Origin of the sequence: Chelatococcus sp. CO-6 (assembly GCF_001271345.1) — a bacterium.
Classification (GTDB): domain Bacteria; phylum Pseudomonadota; class Alphaproteobacteria; order Rhizobiales; family Beijerinckiaceae; genus Chelatococcus_A; species Chelatococcus_A caeni.
In genome coordinates, this window is the sequence record NZ_CP012398.1 from 3186435 (window position 1) to 3212189 (window position 25755).

The window sequence follows — 25755 nt, forward strand, 5'->3', positions numbered from 1 at the left end:
GAACGCCATGGCCGAGGTGCTCTTCTATCATCTGCAGCGCCAGCCGCTCGAGGCGGTGCTGCCGGTGCTCGTCACGAGGAGCCTCGATCGCGGCTGGCGCGTCGTCGTCGAGGTGCCCGACGAGGAGCGTCTCGGCGCGCTCGACGATCACCTGTGGACCTTCTCGGAGGAGAGCTTCCTGCCCCACGGCACCGAGAAGGAGGGGGATGCGGCGAGCCAGCCCGTTCTCCTCACCACCGGGGCGCACAACCCCAATGGCGCGCAGGTGCGCTTCCTCGCCGCCGCCGCGCGCCTGCCGGAGGCCGTCGACGGCTACGAGCGCATCGTGCTGATGTTCGACGGCAACGACGAGGAGGCGCTCGCCGCCGCGCGCCAGGAGTGGAAGCGGGCGCGCGAGATGGGCCTCGCCGCCACCTACTGGCAGCAGGACGAGGCGGGCCGCTGGATCAAGAAGGCTTGAACGGCCTTTTTCCTGCCACGGGTCCGACGCACCACTGCCGCTCGGCCGTTGCCGGCCCCCTGTCGGTGCAGCCACCCATCGCACGCGGAACATCCCTTCCAAATGCGCCAGCCGGACGGACCCATGCTGAAACGCGCCTCTCTCCTGCTTCTGCTTGCGCTGCTTCTTCCCCTCGGCCTTGCCGCGCCGCTGGCCGCGCAGGAGGAAGGCGAGGGTAGCCCCGCCGCCGCGGCGCAGGCGGATGACCACGGTGGCCAGCCACGGAGCGACGCCCGCCGCGAGCGCTCCGGGACCCCGCGCCTGCCGCCGGCCGTCACCACCGAGCACCAGATCGCGATCGGCGGCGAGACGATCGAATACCAGGCCATCGCCGGCAGCATCGTGCTGGAGGGCGCCAACGGCCGCGAGGAGGCCGACATCGCCTTCGTCGCCTATTTCAGGAAGGGCGCCGATCCGCAGCGGCGGCCGATCACTTTTGCGTTCAACGGCGGGCCGGGCGCGGCCTCGGCCTATCTGCACATCGGTGCGCTCGGTCCGCGGCGCCTGTCCTTCGGCAACGAGGGCGAGGTGCCGTCGAGCCCGCCCGTGCTGAGCGACAATGCGGAGAGCTGGCTGCCCTTCACCGATCTCGTCTTCGTCGATCCGGTCGGCACCGGCTTCAGCCGCTTCCTGACGAGCGACGGCGAGGTGCGCCGCCGCTACTGGTCCGTGGATGGCGACATCTCGGCGCTCGGCAGTTTCGTATGGCAGTTCCTCAACCGCTATGACCGCCTCGCCTCGCCCAAGGGGCTCGTCGGCGAGAGCTACGGCGGCTTTCGCGTGCCGAAGCTCGCCCGCGCGCTGCAGACGCGCTTCGGCGTAGGCGTCGGCACGCTGGTCATGATCTCGCCGGTGCTCGACTTCCACCTCATCGAGGACGGGGCGGTGTCGCCGCTCGCCAAGGCGTCGCGGTTGCCCTCCTTCGCCGCGACGGCGCTGGAGAGGGGAGGCCGCACCATCACCAGCCGCGACGAGCTCGCCGAGGCCGAGCGCTATGCCGGAGGGCCGTTCCTCGCCGATTTCCTGCGCGGCCCGCGCGATCGGGAGGCGACGGAGCGTTTCGTCGCTGAAGTGACCCGCTTCACCGGCCTCGAGGAGGCCTTCGTGCGCCGGCTCGCCGGCCGGGTCGACATGCGCAGCTTCGTGCGCGAGCTGCACAGGGATCGCGAGCGGGTCGGCAGCTATTACGACGGCAATGTCACTGGGCTCGATCCGGACCCCTTCGCCGCCCGGTCGGATTTCGACGATCCCGTGCTCGACGGCTCGGTCGCGCCCCTCACCAGCGCGAGCGTCGACTATCTCGCGCGTGAACTGGGCTACAGGGTCGACGGCCGCTATCACCTGCTCAACCGGCAGGTCAGCGGCCGCTGGAACTGGGGCTCCGGCCGCCGCCAGCCGCAGGCGCTCGGCGACCTCGCCGACGCGCTGGCGCTCGATGGGCGGGCGCGGGCGCTCGTCGTGCACGGCTTCACCGATCTGGTGACGCCCTATTTCGCCTCCAAGCTCGCGCTCGACCAGCTGCCGGCGCTCGGCAGCGACGGCGGGCGCGTCGGGCTCGAGGTCCTGCCGGGCGGCCATATGTTCTATACGCGCGACGCCTCGCGCCGCGCCCTGACGGACGCCGTGCGTCCACTCTACGAAGAGATCAAGTGAGAGACGGGATAACAGCACGATGATGATGAAGAACGCGCTCGCCTGCGCCACGGCCCTTCTGCTCGGCGCCTGCAGCGCCAACGTGGGCGGCACGGCATTCGTCAACGACCGGTCGGTGACCGTGCATGCCGGCACCAGCGAGCCGGTGCTCGGCGCCGACGGCCGCTGCACGGCGGACGCGAGCCTCAACCCGGCCACCGGCGGGCCGGCCGGCATCGCGCTCGGCATGACCGAATGCGCGCTCGTCGGCCTCAAGGGCCAGCCCACCGACGTGCTCATCGGCGAGAGCGGCAAGGGCCAGCGCGAGGTGCAGGTGCTCTATCAGGAGCCGACGGGCAAGAAGCTCTACCTCTTCACCGACAACCGCCTGACCCGGATCGTCGAATAGGCCCGGATCGTGGAAAGTTAGGCCGGCAAACGTCCTCGCCGTCATGCCCGCGCTCGTCGCGGGCATCCACGCCTCGCCGTTGCGCAAGGCTGAAAGGCGTGGATGGCCGGGACAAGCCCGCCATGACGGCGCATGGCGGGCTCGGTGCCGGCGGCGGCGTCCAGTCAATGGTGGGGCAGACCGGATCAGAAGCAGGGAGTCGCTGCCCTCCGCCAGCGCACCCCTTGTGCACGGCGGGCCGCCCTGTGGAAAACTCTTTGAATCCAGCTCACATGGCGTTAACCTAGCCATGTGGACGCCCGTTGAGGGCGGTCCATTTCAGACCCTTCCCTCCCTCGGGAAGGGCCTCCGGTGCTATAAGACCGGAATGGGTGGGGCAGAAATTCCCTTTTCAGGGACCCCACCCCCATTCCCTCGATGATCGTCTCTCAACGGATCACGCGGCGGTCGCGGCCTCGATCTCGGCCGAGGTGGCGAGCCATTCCTCCTCCGCCCTAGCCAGGGCGTCGGCCGCCTCGGCGCGCATGCGCGACAGCTCGGCCGCCTTCTCCGGGCTCTTCTTGAAGGTATCCGGCTCGGCGAGCGCTGCATCGACCTTGGCGATGGCGGTCGAGAGCTTCTCCATCCGCATCTCCAGCGCCTCGACGCGCTTGCGGAGCGGCCCGAGCGCGATGCGCTTCTGCGCCGCCTCGCGCCGCCGCTCGGCCTTCTCGCCGCCGGTGCCTTCGCCGCGCCCGCCGTTGTCCGGGCCGGAGAGCACCATGCGGCGATAGTCGTCGAGGTCGCCGTCGTAGGCCTTCACCGTGCCGTTCGCGACGAGCCACAGCCGGTCGGCGCAGGCCTCGACCAGGAACCGGTCGTGGCTGATGAGCAGCACCGCCCCGTCGTAGTCGTTGATGGCCTCCATCAGCATCTGCCGGCTGTCGATGTCGAGGTGGTTGGTCGGCTCGTCGAGGATGAGCAGATGCGGCCCCGCGAAGGCGGCAAGGCCCATCAGCAGCCGCGCCTTCTCGCCGCCCGAGAGATTGGCGACGGGCGTATCCGCCTTGGCGCCGGGAAAGCCCATGCGTGCGGCGCGCGAGCGCTGGCGCGCCTCGGGCGCATCCGGCATCAGCTTGGCCACATGGTGGACGGGCGTTTCCTGCGGCACGAGCTCGTCGAGCTGGTGCTGCGCGAAATAGGCGGTCGTGAGCTTCGGCGAATGGCGCACCTCGCCCTTCACCGGCTTCAGGCGGCCGGACAGAAGCTTGGCGAAGGTCGACTTGCCGTTGCCGTTGGGGCCGAGCAGCGCGATGCGGTCGTCCGGCAGGATGGTGAGGTTGAGCCGGTCGAGCACGAGGCGCCCGTCATAGCCGGCGCCGACGCCTTCCATGGCAACGAGGGGCGGAGAGAGCGGCCGCGCGGGGCCGGGCAGGTCGAAGGGCAGGGCCTCTTCCTCCGCGACGGGGGCGATCGGCTCCATCTTCTCCAGCCGCTTGAGGCGCGACTGTGCCTGCCGCGCCTTCGACGCCTTGGCGCGGAAGCGGTCGACGAAGGCCATGAGGTGCTTGCGCTCGGCCTCCTGCTTCACGCGCGCCTTCGCCTGCAGGGCCATCTTCTCGCGTCGCTGGCGGTCGAAGGAGGTGTAGCCGCCGCGGTAGAGCGTCAGCCTGCCCTGGTCGAGGTGCAGGATGTGGTCGACGGCCGTGTCGAGCAGCTCGCGATCGTGGCTGATGACGAGCACCGTGTGCGGATAGCGGCCGAGATAGTCGTAGAGCCAGAGCGTGCCCTCGATGTCGAGGTAGTTCGTCGGCTCGTCGAGCAGGAGCAGGTCCGGCTCCGAGAAGAGGATGGCGGCGAGCGCGACGCGCATGCGCCAGCCGCCGGAGAAGTCCGAGCACGGCCGCTGCTGCGCCTCGGCATCGAAGCCGAGGCCGTGCAGGATGGCGGCCGCGCGGGCCGGCGCCGAATGGGCGTCGATGTCGACGAGCCGTGTCTCGATCTCGGCCCGCCGCATGGGATCGCCCGTCGTCTCGGCCTCGGCGAGGAGGGCCGTGCGCTCCTTGTCCGCGGCGAGCACGACGTCGATGAGCCGCTCCGGCCCGCCCGGCGCCTCCTGCGCGACCGCGCCGATGCGCAGGTTGCGCGGAATGGAGATGGAGCCGCTCTCCGGTGCGATCTCGCCGAGCAGGATGCGGAACAGCGTGGTCTTGCCGGCGCCGTTGCGGCCGACGAGGCCGATGCGGGCGTCCGGCGGCAAGGCCGCGGTGGCGCCGTCGAGGATGACGCGGGCGCCGAGCCGGTAGGTGAGATCGTTGACGTGCAGCATGGCGTCTTGTCGCGCGCCGCGCCCCGGCGGGCAAGCCCCGGCGGGACCATGCCGCGAACGTCGCCGCCACCCGTCACGTCGCCGCCACAATGCCGCCGCAAAGGCGCCCTGTGGATAAGTCACGCAGGGCCTGTTGAACACGTGTGAACAGCTTGTGATTCGCGCCCATGTTGCGTCGCCGTTCCGATACCCAGCATTCCCTCGGCGCCCTTGTGCTCGCCGTTCTCGCGCTCGCCGCCGGCATCGTCGTGGTGGTCGAGAGCGCCTGGGCGCGGCGGCTGCCGCCCGCGCCCGCCGCCGCCCCCAGCACGAGGGTCCGGCGCCGACAGGCGAGGACCCCGGCCGTCACGTGGCGCAGGGGCAGGTGCGGGCCCGCCTGTCCTGACCATCACGCGATGAGCGATCCGGCGGATGTCCGATCCGGGTGACGGCGAGCGCGCTTCGCCCGTTGCAATGGCTGAATGGAAGATCTGCCATACCCCTGCCTAGTCTTTCGATCGGCAGTCTTTGCAATTGTTCTCAATCCGAATCTATTTGCAGATATTGTGCTTTATTTGACTGGCGATTGGTGATCCATTGCGTCTGCTCGCCGGCCTGATTCCCGATGGGCCGGCTGTCTATAGGGCGAATAGGCCCAGGGGGCAGACATGAAGAAATATTTGGCTGAATTGCTTGGTACCGCTTGTCTTGTTCTGTTCGGTTGCGGATCTGTCGTTCTCGGCGGCTATGGGGCTACATTTCCGCTCGGCATGCTGCCTGTCGCGTTTGCCTTCGGCCTTGCCGTCACGGCCATGGCTTATGGCATCGGCCCGGTGTCGGGCTGTCACATCAATCCGGCCGTGACGATCGCCGTCTGGTCGGCCGGGCGCATGCCGACCTCCGACGTTCCCGGCTACATCATCGCCCAGTGTCTCGGCGGCATCGTCGGGGCGGCGATCCTCCTGTTCATCGCCAGCGGCCGGGCCGGCGGCTATGACGTTGCGACCGGCGGCCTCGGGCAGAACGGCTGGGGGGAGGGCTATCTCGGCGCATACGGCACCGTGTCCGCCGCCGTGGCGGAGTTCGTCGCCACCTTCCTCTTCACCGCGGTCATCCTCGGCGCGACCTCGAGGGCCGGCGCGACGCCCGCAGCCGGGCTCGCCATCGGCCTGACGCTGGTCGTCATCCACATCGTCTTCATCAACGTCACCGGCGTGTCGGTCAATCCGGCCCGTTCGCTCGGCCCGGCCGTCTTCGTCGGCGGGCAGGCGCTGGCGCAGCTGTGGCTGTTCATCGTCGCGCCCATCCTCGGCGGGCTGTGCGCCGGGCTCACCTTCCGCTCGCGGGCGCTCGAGGCCTGAGGACGACGCTGTCCCCGGCCGCGGTCTTGACCTTGCGGCCCGGGGAAAGAACGATGCAGCGCGGCGTGTCGTCTGAGGGGTGGCGCGCCTGCCGGCCGGGGCTGACGCGCCGCGCCGTCGCGGCTTGTCCGTTTCGTGCTTCGGCCGCAGGGGGGAGGAACCATGGCATCGCTTGCGCGGGTCGCCTTTTTCAAGGACATCGACATCGATCTCGGCCCCTTCGAGACGCGCTGCAACTGGCGCCGTTTCGACGAGGACGAGGTGCTCGTCGACTTCGAGGACGCCTCGACGGATGTCTACTTCCTCGTCGCCGGCGACGTGCGCATCCTGGTGCGCACGCAGTCGGGCAAGGAGGTCATCCTCGGCGAGATGCGCGGCGGCCAGTATTTCGGCGAGCTTGCCGCCATCGACGGCGTCAAGCGCTCGGCCAATGTGACGGCGCTGACGCGCGGCGAGGTGTGCATCATGCCGGCCGCCGTCTTCCGCGAGATCGTCTTCGCCTCCAAGGTCGTCTGCGACAAGGTTCTGCGCCTGCTCGCCGGCCGCGTGCGCGAGCTCAACGCCCGCCTCATGGAACATTCGGTGCTCGACCTGCGGCACCGGCTCTATTCGGAGCTGCTGCGCCTGTCGCAGCCGCGCGCCGGCCATCCCGGCGAGCGCGTGGTGACGCCGCCGCCCTATCACCACGTGCTCGCGGCCCGCATCGGCTGCCGGCGCGAGCAGGTGACGCGCGAATTCACCACTTTGTCGAGCGAGGACCTCGTGGAGCGCACACGCGGCGCCCTCGTGCTGAAGAAGCCGGAGGTGCTCGAGGCGCGCGTCGCCGAGGCACTGCGCGAAGACCTTTAGACGGGTGCCGGCACTGCGAATGATTGCGGCGAGCCTTCGGCTCGGCTTGGTGTGCTGGGCCCCGGATCGCATTGCGCTTGCGCTCCAAGCGTCCGGGGAACGAGGTTCCTCTCAATATACGCCGTCGTTTCCCGGCCCGCATGCGCGAGGCGTGAGGCGAGAGCCGGGAACCAGCGGATAATTGATGCCCGAGAGGGCATCGCCGCTTTTAAAGCCTGTCGAGCAGGCCGAAACCGAGCATCGCTGCAATCAGCAGCGGCCGGCGCAGCAGGCGCCCGCCGGGCAGTTTCGGCACGGGAAGATCCGTCATCACCGACAGGCGGCGGTCGTCGCCGAGGATGGCTTCGGCGATGGCCCGCCCGGTGAAGGGGGCGAGCATGACGCCCTGGCCGCTGTAGCCGGAAGCGACGTGGAGGCCGGGCTCGATCTGGCGCACGAAGGGCAGGCGCGGCGCGGTGATGCCGAGCACGCCGCCCCAGCCATGGGTGATGCGGGCATCGGCCAGCATGGGGAAGATGGGCAGCATGCGCCGGCGCACACGCTCGGCGAAGTTCGGTGGCAGCGTGGCGCCATAGCTTTCGCCCCCACCGAAGACGAGCCGCCCGTCCGCCGTGCGGCGGAAGTAATTGACCACGAAGCGCGTGTCCGCGCCCGCATAGGGCCCGGTGAAGACCGCATCCGCCAATGGCCCGAGCGGCTCGGTGGCGATCATGAAATTGACAAGCGGCATGACGTGGTCGGCCACCGTCGGCACGAGCCGGCCGTTGTTGCCGTCGCCGGTGACGATGACCGAAGCCGCGTCGATGTCGCCCCGCGGCGTCGCGAGGCGCCATCCCGCGCCCATCCTCGCAAGGGCCGTCGCCGGCGTGTCCTCGGCGATGCGGGCTCCAGCCGCAAGGGCGGCCGCGGCGAGCCCGCGCGTCAGCGCCAGCGGGTCGAGATGGCCGCCCTCGGCATCGAAGACGGCGCCGTGATAGCCCTCGGCGCCCGTGTAGCGCGGCAGATCCGCCGGGTCGACCACCGTGAGGTGGTTCGCGCCGTAGTGCCGCGCCAGATGCTCGGCGTCGGCGGCGAGGTCGCGGAAGAGGGCGGGGCGGTGCGCCAGCGTGATGAGGCCGCGCTGTAACGCGCAGGCGATGGCCTCCTCGTCGATCACCCCGAGGAGCCAGCGATGCGCCTCGCCGGCATAGTCCCAGAGCGCGCGGGCGCGCATCTCGCCGACCTTCTCCTCCAGCCAGCGCTGGTCGCGCCGCTGGCCGGGATGGATCTGTCCCCCGTTGATGCCGGATGCGCCGGCGCCGACGCGCCCCTTCTCCACGACGATGACGTCATGGCCGGCCCGCGCCAGCGTCAGCGCAGCGCCGAGGCCGGTCAGCCCCGCCCCGACGATGGCGACGTCCGCCCGCGCGGGGCCGTCGAGCGGCGGCTGCGGCGCGAGCGGCGGCGCCGTCGTTTCGTAGAGATTGCCGCCGGCGGAGGGGTTCGGCACGGGCGCTCGTCCTTCGGCGGGCTCGCGGGTCACACGTTCAGCAGCAGGAACTCGCGCTCCCACGGGCTGATCACCTCCATGAAGGTCTCGAACTCGGCCCGCTTCACGGCCGTATAGGTGCGCACGAAGCTGTCGCCGAAGAGGCCGGTGAGCGCCTCGCTCTCCTCGAGCGCGGCCGCCGCCTCGAGGATGCCGCGCGGCAGGTCGTAGTCGAGCGAATAAGCGGAGCCGACGACCGGATCGCTCGGCTTGAGCCCGGCCTCGAGGCCCAGCAGCCCGCAGGCGAGCGAGGCGGCGATGGCGAGATAGGGATTGGCGTCGGAGGAGGGCACCCGGTTCTCGACGCGCCGCCCGGATGGGTCCGACGGCGGGATGCGCAGGCCCGTGGTGCGGTTGTCGTAGCCCCAGGCGACATTGATCGGCGCCACCGAATAGCGCGTCAGCCGCCGGTAGGAATTGACGTAAGGGGCGAGCATCGACATGGCCGCCGGCAGGTGCGTCTGCAGCCCGGCGAGGAAGGAGAAGAACTCGTCCGTCGGCTTGCCGTCCTTGTCCGAGAAGACGTTGCGGCCGCTCTCGATGTCGGTCACCGACATGTGGATGTGCATGGCCGAGCCCGGCTGATGCGCGATGGGCTTGGCCATGAACGTCGCGTACATGTCGTGCTTCAGCGCCGCCTCGCGGATGGTGCGCTTGAAGAGGAAGACCTGGTCGGCGAGGTCGAGCGGGTCGCCGTGGCGCAGGTTGATCTCCATCTGCCCGGCGCCTTCCTCGTGGATCAGGGTGTCGATCTCCAGCCCCTGCGCCTCCGAGTAGTCGTAGATGAGCTCGAACAGGTCGTCGAACTCGTTGACCGCGGCGATTGAATAAGCCTGCCGGCCGATCTCCGCCCGGCCCGAGCGGCCGATCGGCGGCTCCAGCGGATAGTCGGGATCGAGGTTCTTCTTGACGAGGTAGAACTCGATCTCGGGTGCGACGATGGGCTGCAAGCCGCGGCGGTGATAGAGCTCGATCACCCGCTTCAGCAGCTGGCGCGGGGCGTGCTCCACGGGGCGGCCGTCGCGGTAGAACGCCTCGTGGATGATCTGCGCCGTCGGGTCGTTCGCCCACGGCACGAGGGCGATGGTCGAGAAGTCCGGCTCCAGCACGAGGTCGCCGTCCGCCGGGGCGTCTTTATCGAGAACCTCGTGCGGATAGTCGCCGGCGATCGTCTGGTAGAAGATGGCGCCCGGCAGGCTCATGGTCGGCCCGCCGAAGAACTTCTCCGCCGGCATCACCTTGCCGCGCGCGACGCCGGCCTGATTCGGCACGACGCACTCGATTTCCTCGATGTTGCGCTTGTCGACGAAGGCGCGGGCTTCCTCGATGGAGGCGGCGCCGCGAGGGGTGTGGGATGCCTTGTTCTGGTGCGCTCTTTTCTTGGCCATGTCATCCGCCTGATATGCCCGAAGAGGTAACGGTGCCGCCCCCCGGCCTGTCAACTGCCCCCCATCGCCGAAAGGCGTGGCTCTCGCTTGTTGTCGCGGGGCCCGGCTGCGACTAACGTGCGCGCCCGCGAGGGTCCGGTTTGGGAGGTAGTGCCGGAATGTCCATGGCTGTCGACGGGCGCAGGCGCGGGTCGCTGGCAATCGGCGCCGTGCGCCGCGATTTCGCCCCCTGGGCCGATCCTGCGGCGACGCCCTTCATCCGCTTCGAGCGGGTGACCAAGCGTTATGGCGACGTCGCCGCGGTGGCCGACCTGTCGCTCGACATCTTCGAGCGTGAGTTCTTCTGCCTCCTGGGGCCCTCGGGCTGCGGCAAGACCACGCTGATGCGCATGCTGGCGGGCTTCGAGGCGGCGAGCGAGGGGCGCATCGTGCTCGCCGGCCAGGACCTCTCCGGCGTGCCGCCCTATCGGCGCCCGGTCAACATGATGTTCCAGTCCTACGCGCTCTTCCCGCACATGAGCGTGGAGCGCAACATCGCCTTCGGCCTCGAGCAGGACAGGCTGCCGAAGGCCGAGATCGCCGAGCGGGTCGTCGAGATGCTGCGCCTCGTGCAGCTCGAGCCCTTTGCCCGCCGCCGTCCGGCCCAGCTCTCGGGCGGCCAGCGCCAGCGCGTGGCGCTCGCCCGTGCCCTTGCCAAGCGCCCCAAGGTGCTGCTGCTCGACGAGCCGCTCGGCGCGCTCGACAAGAAGCTGCGCGAGGAGACGCAGTTCGAGCTGATGGACCTGCAGGTGAAGCTCGGCATGACCTTCCTCGTCGTCACGCACGACCAGGAGGAGGCGATGACTATGGCCGACCGCATCGCGGTGATGGACCACGGCCGCATCGTCCAGGTCGCGACCCCGGGCGAGATCTACGAGCAGCCGGCGAGCCGCTATGTGGCGGAGTTCATCGGCGACGTGAACATCCTCGAAGGCAAGGTGAGCGAAGCCGGGGAGGGGCGCTGCACGCTTGCCGTCGCCGATGCGCCGGCCCCGGTTTCGATCGCCGGCGTCGCCGAGCCCCTGGAGCCCGGCCGGGAGGTGGCGCTTGCCCTGCGTCCCGAGAAGCTCGTGCTGACCCACGAGGCGCCGCCGGCGGGGACGCCGAACGTCTTCGCCGGCACGGTCTGGGACATCGGCTATCTCGGTGACTGGACGATCTACCTGGTGCGCCTGGCGAGCGGCAGGACGCTGCGGGTCTCGCGCGCCAATGCCACCCGTTTCGTCGAGCGGCCCCTGAGTTGGGACGACGAGGTCTTCGTTCACTTCGCGCCCGAGGCGGGCGTCGTCCTGACGCGGTGAAGGCGATGAGCGATCAAGAAAGGATGGACGTGGCCCCGCGCCCGCCCGACCGGGGCGCTTTCGGCCGGGCGCTTGGCGCGCTCGTGCCGGCGGTGCCCTTCCTCTGGCTGACCTTCTTCTTCCTCATCCCCTTCGTCATCGTCTTCAAGATCGCGCTGTCGGAACCCGCGACCGCGCAGCCGCCCTACCGGCCGGTCTTCGATCTCTCGCTCGGCCTCGAGGCCCTGAGCGAGGCCTTCTCGCAGCTCAGCTTCTACAATTTCTCTCTGCTTCTCGAAGACAGCCTCTATTTCTCGTCCTTCATCTCCTCGCTGCGCATCGCGGCGGTCTCGACCGCCCTGCTGCTCGCCATCGGCTTTCCCATCGCCTATGCCATGGCGAAGGCGCCGGAGCGCTGGCGGCCGACGCTGCTGATGCTCGTCATCCTGCCGTTCTGGACGAGCTTCCTCATCCGCGTCTATGCCTGGATCGGCATCCTGAAGCCCGAGGGGCTGCTCAGCGCGCTGCTCATCAATCTCGGGCTCATCGGCGAGCCGCTGCAGATCATGAATACCGACACGGCGGTCTTCATCGGCATCGTCTATTCCTACCTGCCCTTCATGGTGCTGCCGCTCTACGCGACGCTGGAGAAGTTCGACTACACTTTGCTGGAGGCGGCCGAGGACCTCGGCTGCCCGCCGCTGCGCGCCTTCTGGCGCATCACCGTGCCGCTCGCCATGCCGGGCATTCTCGCCGGCTGCCTCCTGTGCTTCATCCCGGTCGTCGGCGAGTTCGTCATCCCGGATCTCCTCGGCGGCTCCGAGACGCTGATGATCGGGCGGACGCTGTGGAGCGAGTTCTTCTCCAATCGCGACTGGCCGCTCGCCTCGGCGGTCGCCGTCGTGCTGCTCGTGCTGCTCGTCGGCCCCATCGTCGCCTATCGCGACATCGAGGCGCGGCGCTGGGAGAAGGCGAAATGAACCGGCGTTTCGGCTTTTTCGACGCGACGGCGCTGACGCTGGGCTTCGCCTTCCTCTACCTGCCCATCCTCATCCTCGTCGTCTATTCGTTCAACGCCTCGCGGCTGGTCACGGTCTGGGGCGGGTTCTCCACGCAGTGGTACGTCTCGCTGCTGCAGAACGAGCAACTGCTGCAGGCGGCCTGGATCTCGCTGCGCGTCGCCTTCCTCTCGGCGGCGGTGGCGACGGTGCTCGGCACGCTGGCCGCGCTCGCGCTCGTGCGCTACGGGCGCTATCCGGGCCGCACGCTGTTCACGGGCATGGTCTATGCCCCGCTCGTGATGCCGGAGGTGATCACCGGCCTGTCGCTGCTGCTGCTCTTCGTCGCCGTGGACTTCGACCGCGGCTTCTGGACGGTGGTCCTCGCCCACACGACCTTCACCATGTGCTTCGTCACGGTGGTGGTGCAGGCGCGCCTCGTCGATTTCGACCGCAGCCTCGAAGAGGCGGCGATGGACCTCGGCTGCCCGCCGCTGAAGACCTTCTTCACCATCACGCTGCCGCTGATCGCGCCGTCGGTGCTGGCGGGCTTCCTGCTCGCCTTCACGCTGTCGCTCGACGATCTCGTGATCGCGAGCTTCACGTCGGGGCCGGGCGCGACGACCCTGCCCATGCGCATCTACAGCCAGGTGCGCCTCGGCGTGACGCCGGAGATCAACGCGGTCTGCACCATTCTCGTGGCGCTCGTCACCATCGGCGTCATCATCGCCTCGCTCGCGACGAAGCGCTCGGCCGTCGCGCGCCAGTAGTGCCTACTGCAGCGTGCCGCCCGCCGAGGTGAGATCCGCCGGCGGCACCTGCGGCGGCGGGGTGACGAAAAAGGGCGCCGCCGCGCTCGAGCGCTGGATGAGCGCGTCGACGTCCGGCAGGACGGCCGGATCGTCCCAGCTGCCGCGGATCTTGAGCGGAAAGCCGGACGGCACCGCCGATGCGGCGGCCTTCGGCGGGGTGACGGTCGCATCGAGCAGCAGCCGCCGATCGCCGACGAGGACATGTCCCGTCATGAGGCCGCGCACGCCCGGCGTCGTCATCTCCATCGTGCCGACGTCGGCGATGCCTTCGCTGATCGTCACCTGGCCCGTGATGCTCTCGAAGGGCGTGCGCCCTCCGCGCCATTCGAGCGCCGCGGCGAGGGGGCGCACTTCCGCGCGCCGGGCGAGCTCCGGCAGGTTCACCCCGGAGATGGACCCCGCCGCAATGTCGAACTGGCCCTGGCCGCGGAGGCCGTGCGCGAGCTCGGCGAAGGAGGTGCCCGCGGCTTCCAGCTGGAACTGCGCCGTGCCGCGCCCCGAGAGGCGGGTGATGTTGCCGGCGTCGTTGAGGAGCCCGAGCAGGTCCACCTTGTCCGCCTGGCCGGACATGCGCACGTCATAGCCCGCTGGCGAGGGCGAGGCCGTGAGGCGCCCCTTGACGGTGCCGCCGTGAAGGCCGGCCCGTCCGAGCGCGATTTCGAGCCGCCCGTTCTTGATCTGCATGGAGCCTGCGAGATTGTCGATCGGCATGCGCCCGAAATAGGCCTTGTTGATCGACAGGCGCAGGTCGAGGTCCGCGTGGTCGAGGCCGCGCGTGCCGAGTGTATCGCGGCTCCAGCTGCCGTCGGCGCCGCGCGCCGGCAGGAGGGGGCGCAGGAAACGCTCGAGCTGCAGCTCTTCCGCCGCCAGCGTGCCCGAGACGGCGAGCCGCGCCTGCTCGAAGCGTGCCGTCAGCGCGCCGTCGATGCGGCGGCGGTCGATCTCGATGCTCGCCTGCGGCAGCGACAGGCCGCGCGAGGACATGGACACCGGCCCGGCGAGCGAGAAGGACTCGACGAGATGGCCGAGCGGCACGATGCCGCCGAACTGGCTGTCGGCCCAGCGCAGGGATCGCGTCGAGACGCGCAGGTCGCCGTTGAGCTGCGGGTCCTCGGCCCCGCTCACGTCGCCCTTGAAGGCGAGATCGCCGAACGGGCTCTGCAGCTGGACGGCGAGGGGAGAGGCGCGGCCGTCGCCGATCGCGGCGGGCGAGAGGGAATCGAGGCGGATGTCCACCGGTTCGCCATGCCACTGCGTGGTGCCCGCCACGGCGAGCGGTCCGGCGAGCGAGGGCCAGTAGACGACGAGGTTGACCTGGTTGGCGAGCGCCGGGGCCTCATCCTTCGCGCGCGTCAGCACGAGTCCGTCGATGATGATGAGACGCCCGACATGGCGACCGCGGGCGGTGCCGTTACGCCGGCTCTCGATCTCGCGGCCCGTGTGCGCGTTGAGCATCGCCCACAATTCGCGCAGCGTCCCGACACGGCTGAGGTCGAGGCGCGGCTGGACGAGCGTGACCTCGACGAGCTCCATCCGCCCGAGGAGAAGCGGCAGCAGCCGCAGTTCGCCGCGCAGTTGGCGGGCGCGCGCCACTTCCTCGCCCTGCGGCGTCTGCAGGCTGACGTTCTCCAGCTTGACGCGCGGCACGGGCAGGAGCGCAAAGGTGGCCCGCCCCTCGGTGGCGAGCCCGAGACCGGTCGTGCGCCGCATCTCCTCGCCGATCGACTCGGCAAGCGGCTTCGTGGCCAGCGTCCACGGCATCACGGCCATGGCGCAGACCGCGAGGACCGCGGCCGTCACGAGAAAGAGCTTGGACCTCGTCATCGCCACTCGCGTCCGGCATTGGCCCCGACTATGGGCCAACGGCGCAGTTCAATCATCGGGTATTTTTGATCCCTTTACGCCGATTCAGCGGCCGCGCATAGGATTCTCGTCCAGTTGCCCTCCTTTGCTCCCTGATATTGGCGCTTTATGGACATTGCGAGCCGCGCTATCACCGCGGGCGACAATCGAGGGAGGAAAATGACGATGACCCCTGCCGCCCCTTTGTGGACCCCTTCGCCCGAGCGCGTGGCGGGCACGACCCTGCGGCGGTTCATGGACTTTCTCGGCGAGCGCGCCGGACGGCGCTTTGCGGATTATGCCGACATTCACGCCTTCTCCATCGACGAGCGGGAGGCCTTCTGGTCGGCCCTGTGGGATTTCTGCGGCGTGATCGGCGAGAAGGGCGGGCAGGTCCTCGTGGACGACCGCATGCCCGGGGCGAAGTTCTTCCCCGACGCACGCCTCAATTTCGCGGAGAACCTCCTGCGCCGTAACGACGCAGGCGAGGCCATGGTCTTCTCCGGCGAGGACGGTTCCTCGCTGCGCCTCACCTGGGCCGAGCTCAACGCCCTCGTCTCGCGCCTTCAGCAATGGCTCGCCGCCCAGGGCGTCGGCGTCGGCGACCGTGTCGCGGCCATGATGCCGAACCGGCCCGAGACCATCGCTGCCATGCTGGCGACCGCCTCCCTCGGCGCCACCTGGTCCTCCTGCTCGCCGGACTTCGGCGTGCAGGGCGTCATCGACCGTTTCGGCCAGATCGAGCCGAAGGTCTTCATCGCCATCGACGGCTATTTCTACGCCGGCAAGCGCCTCGACCTGACCGACAAGGTGCGCGACGTGGTCGCGCGCCTGCCGAGCCTCGCGGCCGTGCTCGTGGTGCCCTACATCGGCGTGGCCGAGGAGGTGGCGCAGGCTCTCGGCGACAAGGCGACGACATTGCCCGCGCTCACCGCGGAATATGCGGCCAAGCCGGTCACCTACGAGCGCCTGCCGTTCAACCAGCCGCTGTGCATCCTCTTCTCCTCGGGCACCACGGGCGTGCCCAAGTGCATCGTCCACGGCGCCGGCGGCACCCTGCTGCAGCACCTCAAGGAGCACCAGCTCCAGTGCGACCTCAGGGCCGGCGATCGCTTCTTCTACTTCACCACCTGCGGCTGGATGATGTGGAACTGGCTGGCCTCGGGCCTCGCCAGCGAGGCGACGCTGATCCTCTTCGACGGCTCGCCCTTCCATCCCGAACCGTCGGTGCTTTTCGATCTCGCCGAGGCCGAACGCGTCACGCTCTTCGGCACCTCGGCGAAATATATCGACGCCTGCAAGAAGGCCGGGCTCGAGCCCGCCCGCACGCATGACCTCTCGAGCGTGCGGCTCATCACCTCGACGGGCTCGCCGCTGGCGCCCGAGAGCTTCGACTACGTCTACGAGGCCATCAAGCCGGACGTGCACCTGGCGTCCATCTCCGGCGGCACCGATATCGTCTCCTGCTTCGTCGGCGGCAGCCCGATCTCGCCGGTCTACAAGGGCGAGATCCAGGCCGCTGGCCTCGGCATGGCGGTCGAGGTGTGGGACGAGGCGGGCAGGCCCATCCGCTCCGGCAAGGGCGAGCTCGTCTGCACCCGCGCCTTTCCCTGCATGCCGGTGATGTTCTGGAACGATCCGGGCGGCAAGAAGTACCACGCCGCCTATTTCGAGCGCTTCGACGGCATCTGGTGCCACGGCGATTTCGCCGAATGGACCGAGCACGGCGGCATCGTCATCCACGGCCGCTCGGACGCCACGCTCAACCCCGGCGGCGTGCGCATCGGTACGGCCGAGATCTACGCCCAGGTCGAGCGCATTCCCGAGGTCGTGGAGGCGCTCGCCATCGGCCAGGACTGGGACAACGACGTGCGCGTCGTCCTCTTCGTCCGACTGCGGGAGGGCGCGGTGCTCGACGAGGCCCTGCAGGACCGCATCCGCCGCGAGGTGCGCTCGGGCGCGAGCCCGCGGCACGTGCCGGCGCGCATCGTCCAGGTGGCGGACATCCCGCGCACCAAGTCCGGCAAGATCACCGAGCTCGCCGTGCGCGACGTGGTGCACGGCCGCGATGTCAAGAACAAGGAGGCGCTCGCCAATCCCGAGGCGCTCGACCTCTACAAGGACCTGCCCGAGCTCAAGGGGTGATTGCGCCTGTCCGGCTTGCACTGTGCGCCGGCGCCGGGCCTTTGGACGCAACCTTTCCGCCGTCGTGCCCGCGCTTGTCGCGGGCATCCATGCCTTGACGTTGCGCAAGGCCTGACGGCGCGGATGGCCGGGACAAGCCCGGGCATGACGAAAAGGGACCGTGCCGTGTCCGTGCCGCTCACGGCCTGAACGAGGCCGGCCGGTCGACCTCGGAACTCGATGCGCGCAGCGAGACGGCGTAGCGCCCGCGGCTCATGCGGGCGAGCAGGATGACGGGCACGAGGCCGAAGACGACGATGAGCAGGGCGGCCACCGCGCCGTCCTCGTAGGTGCCGCGTGAGGCCTCGGCATAGAGGTGGGTCGCCAGCGTCTCGAAATTGAGCGGCCGCAGCAGCAGCGTCGCCGGCAGTTCCTTCATGCAATCGACGAAGACGAGCAGGGCCGCGCCGAGGAGGGCGGGGCGCACCAGCGGCAGGTGCACGCCGAACATGGTGCCGAGCCGGCCCTGTCCCAGCGCCCGCGCCGCATGGTCGAGCGAGTGCGGGACCTTGGAGAGCCCCGCCTCGATGCCGCCGTTGGCGATGGCGAGGAAGCGCACGACATAGGCATAGACGAGCGCCACGCCCGAGCCCGAGAGGATGAGGCCCGTCGAAATGCCGAAAAGGTTGCGCATCGCCCCGTCGACCGCATTGTCGAAGGCGGCGAGCGGCGTCAGCAGGCCGATGGCGAGCACCGTGCCGGGAATGGCGTAGCCGACGCTGGCGAGCCGTGCCAGGACATTGGCCTCCCGCCGCTGCACGATGCGCGCCGTATAGGCGACGACGAGGCCGAGCGCGATGGTGACGGCTGTGGCGACGGCCGCCATCGTCACCGTGTTGATCGTCTCCTCGAGAATGCCGGGGGAGATGCCGGCGAAGGACACGCGCTTGTAGGCCTCGTGGGCGAGGTGCAGCGCCGGCACGCAGAAGCCGAACAGGACGGGCAGGAAGCCGACGGCCAGCGCGCCGAGCCCGCGCGCGCCCGCGAGCCGCTGCGGCACGAGCCGCCGCGCCTGCTGCGCGGCCGCCGCGTAGCGCTGGCGGCGCCGCGCCCAGCGCTCGATGAGGATGAGGGAGATGACGAGCGCCAGCATGACGAGGGCGATCTGCGCCGCGCCCGGCAGGCTGGAGCGGTTGATCCAAGTGGCGTAGATCGACACCGTGAGCGTGCGCACGCCGAGGAATTCGGAGGCGCCGATGTCGTTGAGCGCTTCCATCAGCGCAAGGCTGGTGCCGACCACGATGGCGGGGCGGGCGAGCGGCAGCGCCACGTGGAAGAAGACGCGCCGGCGCCCGTGGCCGAGGGTGCGCGCCACCTCGACGAGGCTCGCCGCCTGCATCAGGAACATCGCCCGCGTCGACAGGTAGACGTAAGGGTAGAGCACCAGGCTGAGCAGGAGGATGCAGCCCCACATCGACCGGACGTCGGGAAACGGCAGGTCGCGCGGGTTGCTGATCCCGAACAGCGTGCGGATGGCCGTCTGCACCGGGCCGATCGGGTGCAGCACGTCGAGATAGGTATAGGCGACGATGTAGGTCGGGATGGCGAGGGGCAGCAGCAGCGCCCAGTCGAGCACCGATCGTCCCGGGAAGTCGTAGGCGGTCACGAGCCAGGCCGTGCCCGTGCCGAGGACGATGACGAGTGCGCCGACGCCGACGAGCAGGATCGCCGTGTCGCGGATCGCCTGCGGCAGCACCGTGTCGACGAGATGCGGCCAGAGATCCCCGGAACCCTGCGCCGCGAACCAGGCGAGCGCCGCGATGGGCGCGACGACGCCGAGCGCGATCACGCCCGCAGCGGCGAGCCAGCCGGAGAGCGGAGGCAGGGTGAGGCGCCGTGGTGCTCCGGCGCGTCCCTCGCCGGCGGCGGCAATGGTCATCGGCCGGCTGTCCCGCTGCGCCGTTCCGACCGGAGACCGGCCTCCGCCGGCACGGGACGGAAACGAACAATCCCGGAGCGCTCAAGGAGCGCACCGGGACGGGGAAGCGTCCGCTTGGGGCTGGTCATCGAAACCTCGTGCGGAAGGCGGGCGAAGGAGCTTCGCCTGCCTCGCTGCCGCTCAGTTGTCGAAGCCGACCTTGTCGGCGAGCTCGCTCGCCGCCTTGCGGTGCTCGGCGATGTCGGTCAGCAGGGCCGGATCGACCTTCAGCTCGCCGAAGCTCGCGATGATCGGGTCGGCCTTCACGCCGGCCTTCACCGGATATTCGAAGTTCGCCTGGGCGTAGAGCTCCTGCCCCTCGTCCGACACGAGGAACTCGAGCAGCTTGACGGCCTCGTCCTTGTTCGGCGCGTTCTTGGCGATGGCCGCGCCGGAGACGTTCACATGCGTGCCGCCGTTGGCGAAGGTCGGCAGCACGACCTTGATGGCCTCGCCCCACTTCTCCTGGTCGGGGCCACCCTTGCCGGAGCGCATCAGGCCGACGTAGTAGGAATTGCCGATGCCGATGTCGCAGATGCCGCCGAGGATGTCGCGCGCCACCTCGCGGTCGCCGCCGCCGGCCTTGCGGGCGAGATTGGCCTTGACGCCCTTCAGCCATTCCTCGGCCTTCTCGGCGCCGTCCTTGGCGATGGCGGTCGCGAAGAGGGCGGTGTTGTAGGGATGCTGGCCCGAGCGGATGCAGACCTTGCCCTGCCACTTGGGATCGGCCAGCTCCTCATAGGTGAAGGCGTCGATGTTGGTGCGGTCCTTCGAGGCGTAGAGCACGCGGGCCCGCAGCGTCAGGGCGAACCAGTTGCCGTCCTTGTCGCGCAGGTTGGCGGGGATCGCCTCCTCCAGCACCTTCGACTGAACCGGCTGGGTGACGTTGCGGTCGACGAGATCAATGAGGTTGCCGAAGTCGACGACCATCAGCACGTCGGCCGGCGAGTTCTGGCCCTCGGCGGCCACGCGCTCGCCGAGCCCATCCTTGACGAAGACGGTGTTGACCTTGACGCCGGTCTTCTCGGTGAAGGCATCGAGCAGCGGCTTGATGAGCCCGGGCTCGCGCGTCGTGTAGAGGTTGACTTCCTGGGCGAGCGCCGCGCCCGCGGTCATCCCCGCGGCGACGAAAGAAACGGCCCCGATGAGCCTGCGAGCATAGCGTTGCATGATTGTAGCCTCCCTCGATCCGGGACCGGGCCCCAGCCTCGATCGCAACTTGCGTATGAAGAAAGGCGTATGCCGCCACGGGCGGGGCGCGTCAACAAAATAACCAATCAAATCAATAGTTTATAATCTCTCTAAAGAGGGGTCGTGCGAGAAGCGGGTGCCGACGGCGGTGTACCGGTGCGCTGCGGCATCGGTTGCGCTTGCCTTCCCCGCGGCGCAGGCGCGATCATGGTTCAAGGTGGCGTGGCTGTGCGATGGCATGCCGCGGTGGCGTCGCAAGGTTGGGGGAGACGATCATGGCAATGCCCGATGGCTTCAAGCGCATCACGCTGCACCTGGCGCGCTCGCGGGAGTTCCCGCAGGGGTCCGCCCGCCATGGCTATGAGATCGTCGCCCCGCTCGATGCCGCGAACCACCTCGACGTGGAGGCCTGGCGCAAGAACCGCGAGGCCTGCCGCGTGCGCCGCTTCTGGGCCGGCGAGCGGACGGAACTCGGCCATCTCGTCCATCGCGCCGGCGGCAAGGGCGGCTCGACCTGGGTATTCGACTATGACGCCGCGGCGGCCGACGATGACGAGGCCGGCTTCCGGCTCGGCGATCACGTCTGGGTGCCCGGGGAATATGTCTCCATCCGCGACGACGAGGGCGAGATGCACACGTTCCGCGTGGTCACCGTCGACCAGGTCGCCTGAGCCGCCGTCGACCGTGGATGGGCTCTCCCTCACGCCCTGTGAGGGGATGCGGTGTCATAGCGCGCCCGGGATGCATCGGCCCGGGCACGACTATCCACCGCAACGTCATGCCTTCCACTGGATCTCGCCTGCCAGGGTGGTTGACCGGGAATAAATCGCGCTCTATATGCAGGCCACCAGCGACGGTGATCGAAAATCGTCCGGCCCGGCTCGATCCGCCCGGAATAGATTATAGAAATCAACGTCCTCGTTGGGGGATAGTTTAACGGTAGAACAGCGGACTCTGACTCCGTTAGTCGTGGTTCGAATCCACGTCCCCCAGCCATCCTCAGCTTCAAATCCATCGTCCCTTCGTCGAGCGGCTTCACGGCCGTTTTGCAACGCGTTTCGGCGCTTCTGCGCCGATCGTCGGGCGGGCTTCCGCCGCACACGCGTCAGGGCAGTCCGCTGCGCAGCCAGTTGATGGCGAGGGCGATGAGGGCCGCGAGCAGCATCACGGCAAGGATGATGAGGCAGCCGCTCGGCCGCATCTCACGGACATCGTCCGGCGGCTCCTGTTCCGGCCAGTTGGCCATGGCCATCTCCCATCTGCGAGGGCGCCGCGCCACGCGTCGGCGCGCGCGCCGTTGCGGATTATGCACGGTCTGTGCCGGATGCCGACGGCAAAGCCGCTGTCCCGCATGCCGTACTGAGACATGCGGCCGCGGTGCGCCTCCGGCTCCACCGGACGTATGGACCGGACGAGCCGGATCGCGCGCGGCCGACGCCCGAATTGTGTTCGAACACCTGAACACATGTGATAACTCCAACCCATTGTGTGCGTCGGAGCGGGTATGGTCGGAACGTCAACCGAGGAGGTGGAGCGGCTTGCGCAGCGGCTCATGCAGGAAAGCGCCTCGGCCACGCGCCTGTCATCGCGCGAGCGGATGGTGACCGCTGCCAAGATGCTCCGGGCGCTCGCCCGGGAACGGGACCAACTCGCCTCGGCCTCCGACGCCCACCGGCCCGGCGGGCGCTTGCGAGTGTTTCTCGAGAGGTTGCTCCGCGGCCGTTGAGGCCGTACCGGCTGCCCCCAATCAACGCCTGGCTCACGCAGGGGCCTGACGCCGCCGGCCTGCGAGCGGCTTTTCCCGATCCCTAGCCCCACCGTTCTGCTGCGGCTTTTTGGCTTTGCCCAAAAAAGTTGGAATTGCGGCGAGACTGCCCCACAAATCGGCGATATTCCAAGTCGGTATTATCGGAGGAGCCGTCCGATTCGGGCGAGGGGCTCATGTCATGCGTATTCAACGGGGGTTGACGGTCGTCATTACCCTGCTTGCGGCGATCGCCGTCGCAATGCAGGTCGATATGTCTGGCCTGCTGGCTGCGATGGAGCGCGGCTTCGGGCGGGAGACGATCTTCGCTTTCTTCTGTATATTGTTGAATTTCTACCTGTCCTTCGTGCGCTTTCGCTATTCCTTCAAGGCGCTCGGCATCAGGGTGCCCGTGGGCCAGGCAGCGCGTGCCTTCGTGCTCGGCCATCTCGGCAATCAGCTCATCTTCAGCGTGGTCGGCCAGGCGGTGGGACGCTCCGCGGTTCTCGCCGGCGCGGGCGTTTCTCCTTCGGCGATCACCTTCCTCAGTTTCCTCGAGCGCATGATCGCGCTCGGCTCGCTCCTCCTCTTCGCGCTGGCCGGGGGCGCCTATACCCTCGGCCGGATCGTGTTCGACGTTGAAGGCGGCGGGGGCTACTTTGCCTATTTCGTCCTCTCGCTGATCGCGGTCGTGCTGCTCTACGGCTTCGCCAACCTGCGCCAGCTCAGGCGGCTCTTCGCGCAGCTGTCGGGACAGCTGGCATGGTCGGTGCTCGCCGGATGTTTCTTCATCTCGGTCATCGCGCATTGCGCCATGCTCGGCGCCTTCTATGCGCAGTTCTCGGCCTATGGCGAGCCCGTGCCGACTGTTGCGGCGCTCGCCGCCCTGTCGGTGGTCATGTTCCTTGCCGCATTGCCCATCAGCTTTGCGGGCTGGGGCATCCGTGAGCTGAGCGCGGCGCACGTGCTCGGCGCGCTCGGCGTGCCTGCGGCGGTGGGCGCTGCGGTCGGGGTCGCCATCGGGCTCCTGTCGCTCGTCCTCGTCATCGGCTGCCTTATCGCCGTGCCGTTCATGGCGATCAGGCCGAAGCCGGTGACGGCCAGCGCGCCGGCGCCGCAGATCGTGGCCAGCCGCAACGACATCGACCGGCTCTTCGCTGCGCTCGCCGCCTTCTTCCTGCCCGTCGCCGTGGTGTTCCAGCTGCGGGTGCCGATGCCGAGCCACTGGCTGAACGTGAACCTCGCCGATCTCCTTGCCGTGTCGGCCTCCGCGGTGCTGGCGCTGACCTGGAGCTGGACGCGCCCGCTCGTGAGCCCGGCCCGCTGGGTCGTGCCGCCGCTCGCGCTCCTCTCCGCCGCCATCGGCCTGTCGCTGGTGCTCGGCTATGTCCTTCACGGCTTCCTGTCGTGGGCCTTCGTCAACCGCACGATGGGCTGGTTCGTCATCCTGTCCTATTTCGGCGTCGGGCTCCTGCTGTGGGCGCACAGCGGCCGGGCACGCCTGCTGCGCGCCGTCCATCTGGTCGTCAGCGCGGTCAGCATCGTCGCCGCGCTCCAGATCGCGCTCTACCTCGTCGGGACCTACACCAGGCTCCTGCCGGCCGGCATCAATCTGGTGCGGCTCGAAGGCTATCTGGCGGACAGCAACGCCTTCGCCTTCCAGTGCGTCATCGCCTTCATCGCCTTCTTCTGCCTCAGGGCCATGGCCGCCGTCAGCGGGCACAGGGCGGGCATTCACCTCGCACCCGCCGTTCTCGTTGCGGCCGTCGTGCTTGCCCAGTCGCGCACCGGCTGGGTCCTGATGGGCACCGCGGTCGTTCTCACGGCCTTCTGGATGCCGGCGGTGCGCCGGGAACTGGCTTTGTCCATCGTGGCAGGGCTCGCTTTCATCGCGGCCATCCCCCTCGTCGAAATTATTGTCCAGGTCGCCATGTCGCTGCTTGCGCCGGCGGGCGGCGGGGGCGGCGGGGGCGGCGTTGCAGAAGGCGCGCTCGTGCAGACCTTCGCGCAGGGCATGGAGCGCGCCCACGCCGACAGCGAGCGCTGGGAGACCGTCTGGCGTGGGCTCGAGCTGTGGCGGGAGGCGCCCGTCTTCGGCCATGGGCTCGGCGGCTTCATCCACGACCGTCTCGTGCAGGGCAAGACCAGCCAGGTCATCCACAACGTTCCCGTCTGGGTGCTGGCGGAGATGGGGCTCGTCGGCTTCGTGATGTTCGCCGCGGCCCTGCTGCTCTTCGTCCGCGGCCTCGTCCTCCAGCGCACGGCGCCCGGCGCGGCCGTGCCCGCCAACGCGGCGCTCATCTGCCTCGCCGTCTTCTGCCTCGGCGGCCTGACGCAGGATTTCTTCTACCAGCGCCTGTTCTGGTTCGTGCTGGGGCTGATGGTGCCGCTGGCCTGCAGCGCTCCCCGCCGGCCGGCGGTCGGCACTGCTGCCCCGAGGCCGGCCTGACCGGCCTTCCCGGATCAGGTCGCCCTGCGCGCTTGGCACGGGCTGCCCCTCTATGTAGTCTGATTGCGAATGGATCGCGCAGGCGTGCCGCATGGCATGCGGCGCTTGACCGGGATATTTCGACCGTGACGGTCATCGACGACCTCGGCGCCTTTGAGGGCGCATCGCCGGTTCCGCCCCTCGAAACGCGCCAGTCGCGGGGGCCGGAGGCGCTGCGCGAAGGCTCCGGCTCGCACGGACGGTCGCATCGGCGCGGGCCGCGCCGCCGTTTCCGCAACCGGGACGGCAGCGGGCCGGCTTATGCGGCGCTCGACCTCGGCACCAACAATTGCCGCCTCCTCGTGGCGGAGCCGACGCGCGGCGGCTTTCGCGTGGTCGATGCCTTCTCGCGCATCGTGCGCCTCGGGGAGGGCCTCGGCACGGCCAATGTCCTCGGCGAGCCGGCCATCGGCCGTGCCATCGAGGCGCTCAAGATCTGCCGGGCCAAGATGGAGGCGCGCGGCGTCACCCGGGCACGGCTCATCGCGACGGAGGCCTGCCGCTCCGCCACCAACGGGCCTGCCTTCGTCACGCGTGTCGCCCGCGAGACGGGGCTGACCCTCGAGGTCGTCGACCGGCGGACGGAGGCCTTCCTCGCCGTGCGCGGCTGCGCCAGCCTGCTCGACCCGCAGGCGGACGGCGCCATCGTCTTCGACATCGGCGGCGGCTCGACCGAGATCGTCTGGGTGTCGGGCTTTGCCGGCGGCCTCAACGAGGATCCCGGCAGCCATGTGCAGGCGTGGGAATCGCTGCCGACCGGCGTCGTCACCCTGGCCGAGCGGCACGGCGGCATCGACGTGACGCGCGACATCTTCGAGGCCATGGTGGACGAGGTGTCCGGCCTGCTCGCCGGTTTCGCGGATCGGGCGCACGGGGCGAGCCGCGGGCGCCACTTCCATCTTCTCGGCACCTCCGGCACGGTCACGACCATCGCCGGCGTGCATCTCGACCTGCCGCGCTACGACCGGCGCCGCGTCGACGGCCTGTGGATGGCCAATGTCGACGCCACCCGCGTCATCGAGCGGCTGATCGCCGCCGAATACGGCGAGCGCGCCGCCAACCCCTGCATCGGCCGCGAACGGGCCGACCTCGTGCTCGCCGGCTGCGCCATTCTCGAGGCCATCCGTCGCGCCTTCCCTTGCGAGCGGCTGCGAATCGCCGACAGAGGTTTGCGGGAAGGCATCCTCATGGGCCTGATGGGCGAGGATGGCGTCTGGCAGAAGGGTGCGGCACGGTGAGTGATGCGGGTTCCGGCGGCAAGTCCGGGCGCAAGGCAGGGGGCGCGAAGGCGGGCGGCGCGAAGGCC

Annotated in this window: 19 protein-coding genes and 1 tRNA gene; 13 read left to right on the forward strand and 7 right to left on the reverse strand. The window is 69.3% G+C overall.

The features are described 5' to 3' along the window. The first annotated feature begins 7 nt into the window (after nt 1-7). The 3 genes from AL346_RS15030 (at nt 8) to AL346_RS15040 (ending at nt 2540) form a co-directional block, all read left to right on the forward strand. Nucleotides 8-460: a DNA polymerase III subunit chi gene (locus tag AL346_RS15030; RefSeq protein WP_019401496.1), complete on the forward strand. Its 453-nt coding sequence runs from the start codon at nt 8-10 to the stop codon at nt 458-460. A gap of 123 nt (nt 461-583) precedes the next feature. After that, nucleotides 584-2152, forward strand: a complete 1569-nt coding sequence (locus AL346_RS15035) for a S10 family peptidase (RefSeq protein ID WP_245258869.1) — start codon at nt 584-586, stop codon at nt 2150-2152. 19 nt (nt 2153-2171) lie between these two features. Then, nucleotides 2172-2540 carry a hypothetical protein gene (locus AL346_RS15040; protein WP_019401494.1) on the forward strand — a complete coding sequence of 123 codons (369 nt, stop codon included), beginning with the start codon at nt 2172-2174 and terminating at the stop codon, nt 2538-2540. A gap of 436 nt (nt 2541-2976) precedes the next feature. Here the strand turns inward: AL346_RS15040 and AL346_RS15045 are convergent, their stop codons facing one another. Further along, nucleotides 2977-4848: an ABC-F family ATP-binding cassette domain-containing protein gene (locus tag AL346_RS15045; RefSeq protein ID WP_019403557.1), complete on the reverse strand. Its 1872-nt coding sequence runs from the start codon at nt 4846-4848 to the stop codon at nt 2977-2979. A gap of 647 nt (nt 4849-5495) precedes the next feature. Between AL346_RS15045 and AL346_RS15055 the strand changes: the two genes are divergently transcribed. Together AL346_RS15055 and AL346_RS15060 are read left to right on the forward strand one after the other, a co-directional pair. After that, complete coding sequence (locus AL346_RS15055; RefSeq protein ID WP_026015372.1) at nt 5496-6188, forward strand: aquaporin; 693 nt, start codon at nt 5496-5498, stop codon at nt 6186-6188. Nucleotides 6189-6350: 162 nt separating this feature from the next. Then, nucleotides 6351-7037, forward strand: coding sequence for a Crp/Fnr family transcriptional regulator (locus tag AL346_RS15060; RefSeq protein ID WP_019403560.1), 687 nt, complete (start codon nt 6351-6353; stop codon nt 7035-7037). Nucleotides 7038-7245: 208 nt separating this feature from the next. On the opposite strand, the gene AL346_RS15065 is transcribed toward AL346_RS15060, so the two are convergent. Together AL346_RS15065 and AL346_RS15070 are read right to left on the reverse strand one after the other, a co-directional pair. Beyond that, nucleotides 7246-8526: an FAD-binding oxidoreductase gene (locus tag AL346_RS15065; protein ID WP_019403561.1), complete on the reverse strand. Its 1281-nt coding sequence runs from the start codon at nt 8524-8526 to the stop codon at nt 7246-7248. Between the two features lie 29 nt (nt 8527-8555). After that, nucleotides 8556-9953, reverse strand: coding sequence for a glutamine synthetase family protein (locus tag AL346_RS15070; protein ID WP_019403562.1), 1398 nt, complete (start codon nt 9951-9953; stop codon nt 8556-8558). Nucleotides 9954-10117: 164 nt separating this feature from the next. On the opposite strand from AL346_RS15070, the gene AL346_RS15075 reads away from it, so the two are divergent. Genes AL346_RS15075 through AL346_RS15085 form a run of 3 tightly spaced genes read left to right on the forward strand, consistent with a single transcriptional unit; the run spans nt 10118 to nt 13040 of the window. Then, nucleotides 10118-11293: an ABC transporter ATP-binding protein gene (locus tag AL346_RS15075; RefSeq protein WP_053194074.1), complete on the forward strand. Its 1176-nt coding sequence runs from the start codon at nt 10118-10120 to the stop codon at nt 11291-11293. Between the two features lie 5 nt (nt 11294-11298). Then, the gene (locus tag AL346_RS15080) at nt 11299-12252 is read left to right on the forward strand and encodes an ABC transporter permease subunit (RefSeq protein ID WP_026015098.1); all 954 of its coding nucleotides are present in this window, start codon (nt 11299-11301) and stop codon (nt 12250-12252) included. Then, nucleotides 12249-13040, forward strand: coding sequence for an ABC transporter permease (locus AL346_RS15085; RefSeq protein WP_019401937.1), 792 nt, complete (start codon nt 12249-12251; stop codon nt 13038-13040). Before AL346_RS15080 ends, AL346_RS15085 begins: the two co-directional genes overlap by 4 nt. Nucleotides 13041-13043: 3 nt before the next feature. Here the strand turns inward: AL346_RS15085 and AL346_RS15090 are convergent, their stop codons facing one another. Then, nucleotides 13044-14906 carry an AsmA family protein gene (locus AL346_RS15090; protein ID WP_019401938.1) on the reverse strand — a complete coding sequence of 621 codons (1863 nt, stop codon included), beginning with the start codon at nt 14904-14906 and terminating at the stop codon, nt 13044-13046. A 204-nt stretch (nt 14907-15110) separates the two neighbouring features. On the opposite strand from AL346_RS15090, the gene AL346_RS15095 reads away from it, so the two are divergent. Then, the gene (locus AL346_RS15095) at nt 15111-17069 is read left to right on the forward strand and encodes an acetoacetate--CoA ligase (RefSeq protein WP_026015099.1); all 1959 of its coding nucleotides are present in this window, start codon (nt 15111-15113) and stop codon (nt 17067-17069) included. Between the two features lie 178 nt (nt 17070-17247). On the opposite strand, the gene AL346_RS15100 is transcribed toward AL346_RS15095, so the two are convergent. Then, nucleotides 17248-18987 (reverse strand): iron ABC transporter permease, encoded by a 1740-nt coding sequence (locus tag AL346_RS15100; protein ID WP_019401940.1) that lies wholly within the window; start codon nt 18985-18987, stop codon nt 17248-17250. Nucleotides 18988-19167: 180 nt separating this feature from the next. Next, nucleotides 19168-20196 carry a Fe(3+) ABC transporter substrate-binding protein gene (locus AL346_RS15105; RefSeq protein ID WP_019401941.1) on the reverse strand — a complete coding sequence of 343 codons (1029 nt, stop codon included), beginning with the start codon at nt 20194-20196 and terminating at the stop codon, nt 19168-19170. Nucleotides 20197-20498: 302 nt separating this feature from the next. On the opposite strand from AL346_RS15105, the gene AL346_RS15110 reads away from it, so the two are divergent. Next, on the forward strand, nt 20499-20888 hold the full coding sequence (locus AL346_RS15110) for a hypothetical protein (protein ID WP_019401942.1): 390 nt from the start codon (nt 20499-20501) through the stop codon (nt 20886-20888). A gap of 251 nt (nt 20889-21139) precedes the next feature. Continuing rightward, nucleotides 21140-21213: transfer RNA gene (locus tag AL346_RS15115), tRNA-Gln, on the forward strand. A 109-nt stretch (nt 21214-21322) separates the two neighbouring features. Here AL346_RS15115 and AL346_RS25095 read toward each other — a convergent pair. After that, nucleotides 21323-21463 carry a hypothetical protein gene (locus AL346_RS25095; protein WP_156332765.1) on the reverse strand — a complete coding sequence of 47 codons (141 nt, stop codon included), beginning with the start codon at nt 21461-21463 and terminating at the stop codon, nt 21323-21325. A 700-nt stretch (nt 21464-22163) separates the two neighbouring features. Between AL346_RS25095 and AL346_RS15125 the strand changes: the two genes are divergently transcribed. Beyond that, a complete protein-coding gene (locus AL346_RS15125; protein ID WP_082312526.1) occupies nt 22164-24410 on the forward strand; it encodes a lysylphosphatidylglycerol synthase transmembrane domain-containing protein in 2247 nt (748 codons plus the stop codon). A gap of 125 nt (nt 24411-24535) precedes the next feature. Then, nucleotides 24536-25687, forward strand: a complete 1152-nt coding sequence (locus AL346_RS15130; RefSeq protein WP_019401946.1) for a Ppx/GppA phosphatase family protein — start codon at nt 24536-24538, stop codon at nt 25685-25687. Nucleotides 25688-25755 lie beyond the last annotated feature (68 nt).